Raw genomic sequence first — 3271 nt, 5'->3', positions numbered from 1 at the left:
AGTAGTAGATCCGCCAGCTTGCGCTATGCCTGTTGATCTAGTTGTTAATAATATAACTTCTGCTACAGCAGAAATAAGCTGGACTCCAATTTCAGACGAAACCGAATGGGAAATTATTTACGGTCCTGTAGGATTTGATCCAGAAACCGAAGGCACTTCTGTAATAGATAACGATGGTAGTGTAGGTATTACGCTTACAGGTCTAAATCCTGCAACAGATTATGAAGTATACATAAAAGCAATTTGTAGCCCAACAGATGAAAGTAATCTGAGCGGTCCAATTGCTTTCAGTACAGCTTGTGATGTAATTTCTTTGCCGTGGATTGAAGATTTTGCTGCAGACTCTACCCCAACTTGTTGGGAAGAAGGAGGCGATAATGCTTGGGATTACAGTACTGCTGCCGGTTATGCAGCTACCGATGTTTTAGACCACACACCTGGTGGTGGCACTAACTACGCTTGGATGGATGGTTCAGATAATAGTGATGGAGAAATTAGTACATTAACCTCTCCTTTTATAGATGTTTCCAGTTTAACCGTTCCTGCTTTAGAGTTCTATTTATTTAGCAATAACACAGATGACGGAGCAATAAATATTGTAGACGTAGAAATTTATAATGGTACTGCTTGGAATGATGTTTTAAATATAAACACATTACAAGGAGATAGCTGGAAGCAATACGTATTAGATTTGTCTACATATAACATTACCGGTCCTGTACGAGTTCGTTTTACCGTAACTGGTAGTGCTAATGGTTCAGCGTTTTACAATGATATCTTGATAGACGATGTTACTTTTATCGAAATGCCAGACTGTGTTGATCCTATTGCTAATTTTACAGTTTTAGAAGATTGTATTAATGGTCCGCAATTTAATATAGAAGTAGATATAACTAATATGGGTGGGTCAGATACCTTAGAGATTTCTGATAACCAAGGCAGTCCTGCTCAAACTATATCTGCTGCAGGTACTGTTACTTTTGGTCCATTTGCTAACAACACTCTCGTAGAAATTACTATAGAAAATCCTGCGGAGGCAAATTGCTCTTTAATTAGTCAAGAACTTACGCAAGAGTACTGCGCTACTAATTATGTAGATTGTACAGTTGGACCTATTAATACAACTATTTGTTATGAAAATGGTCAGACTACAGAGTTGGTTTATACTAGTAGCGATGGTACACCATTAAATTTAGTAGTGAATGCAGGTGGAGTAGAAGATAATTGGGATGAGTTTATCGTTTTAGATACCGATGGTACTGAATTATATAATGGTTATGGAAATGGTGGAGATTTATCCGGTTTAAATTTTCAGTCAACCGGTGATACTATTACCATACAAATAGTAGCAGATGGCTCAAACGGTTGTGCTAGTTCTTCTGATTATAGTCCTTTAGATGTAACAGTCTCTTGTGCTACTTGTATAAATCCGGCTGCGTTTTATACCGTACAAAGTGATTGTGATAGTGGTACAGATCAATTCTTTATAGATGTGGAAATTACAGATTTAGGCTCTGCAACTTCCCTTACCATAGAAGATAACCAAGGTAGCGCAACGCAAACAGCCAATGCTACAGGTGTTTTTACTTTTGGTCCTTACCCAAATACGACAAACCTTATATTTCAAATAGAGAATAACGACGATTCAAATTGTATAATAACAAGCGGTACTTTAACGCAAGAATTTTGTCCACCAGATAATACAAATTGTGATGCGGCCGAAACAGCTATAGTAAATGCTGGTAACTTATGTGAGCAGACTACACCTGGTACTTTACAAGGTGCAAACGCAAGCAGTGTTTCAGTAAGTTGTGGTGGAGCGGTAGCACAAGACGTTTGGTTTGAATTTACCGCAACTTCTACGGAGCATATGACAGCTTTATTAGAAGGTGATGGTAATAGTTCTTCAGATTTATATCATGCCATTTATGAAGGAGATTCTTGTGGTAACTTAACCGAGTTATTCTGTAGTGAAGAATTTGAAAACGGTGGTAATAGTCCTAATATAGTGGCCCAAAACCTTACCATTGGGGAGACTTATAAAGTACGCGTTTTTAGTACTTCTGTTTCCGATGAAGAATTTAACCTATGTATTACTACGCCAGATTTTGGAGAAAATACAGCCTGTTCAGATGTAGCGCCATTTTGTGCTCCTACAGATACTTCCGGAAACCCTGAACCACTCATATTTCCTAACGGATATTTTTACCTCAATGAAAGTGTAGCTGAAACCGGTCCAGATTATGATTGTTTGGGTACACAACCTAACCCTGCTTGGTATTATTTACAAGTAGCAGATTCGGGTGATTTAGAATTTGAAATTATTCAAAGTACTGCGTTCGATGCAAACGGAGACCAAATTGGAGATGGATTAGATGTTGATTTTATAGCTTATGGTCCTTTTGATACCGTAGAAGATAATTGTAATGCATTAACCTTGGCTAATGTGGTAGATTGTAGTTATTCTGCAGATTCTGTAGAAACGATGACTATTAATGGTGCGCAAGAAGGAGATGTTTATATTGTATTAATAACCAATTATACTCAATCTCCCGGTTACATTAGTTTAGGACAAACCAATTTTGGTGATTCTGGTGGTGGTACAACAGACTGTACTATTTTAGATACTACTTTATATGCCTGTGGAGACGAAGTAATCACTTTAACTTCTCAATTTCCAGACGCACTAGCGTATGTGTGGTATGAATATAATCCCGCCACAGAGCAATATGACATTATTCAAGGAGAAGACACCTCTACTTTAGAAGTTACAGAAGACGGAACCTACAAGTTGGTTTCTTACGACACTTCTGGTGTTCCTTCAGAAGAAGTATTTACCGTTGAGTATTCACCGGAGCCGGAGGTAGATTTAGGAGATACCGTTTCTTTATGTGATGTTGGGCAAGCAACTTTAGATGCAACACCAACCAATCCTGGAGATTTTGGTACTCCAATAGAATATGTTTGGTACCAAGACGGTACTGAAATAACGGGCGAGACCAATGCAACTTTAGATGTAACTGTAGAAGGAACTTATTCTGTAGAAGTAATAGGAAGCATCTTAGATGAAGATGGAAATCCTGTTGGCTTTACGTGTATAGGAACAGATTCTGTAGAAGTTACCAACTCTACTTTCACGGTAGATTTAGGTGGTGATCAGAATTTCTGTTCTACAGACAGTTATGTTATAGAAGCCACTCTTACAGGGGCAGCCCCTTCAGATGCTACATTTGAGTGGTCGGACTCCGATGGTGTAATAGTCGGGGAGACA

Annotated in this window: 1 protein-coding gene; it reads left to right on the top strand. The window is 38.4% G+C overall.

What is annotated here, in order from left to right:
- Window positions 1-25: 25 nt before the first annotated feature.
- On the top strand, window positions 26-3271 hold a 3246-nt coding region (locus tag FKR84_RS13190), incomplete at its 3' end, for a fibronectin type III domain-containing protein (protein WP_233357780.1).

Source organism: Haloflavibacter putidus, assembly GCF_006546625.1.
In the GTDB taxonomy this organism is placed as follows: Bacteria; Bacteroidota; Bacteroidia; order Flavobacteriales; family Flavobacteriaceae; genus Mesonia; species Mesonia putida.
This window is presented reverse-complemented; position numbering and strand designations above follow the sequence as displayed.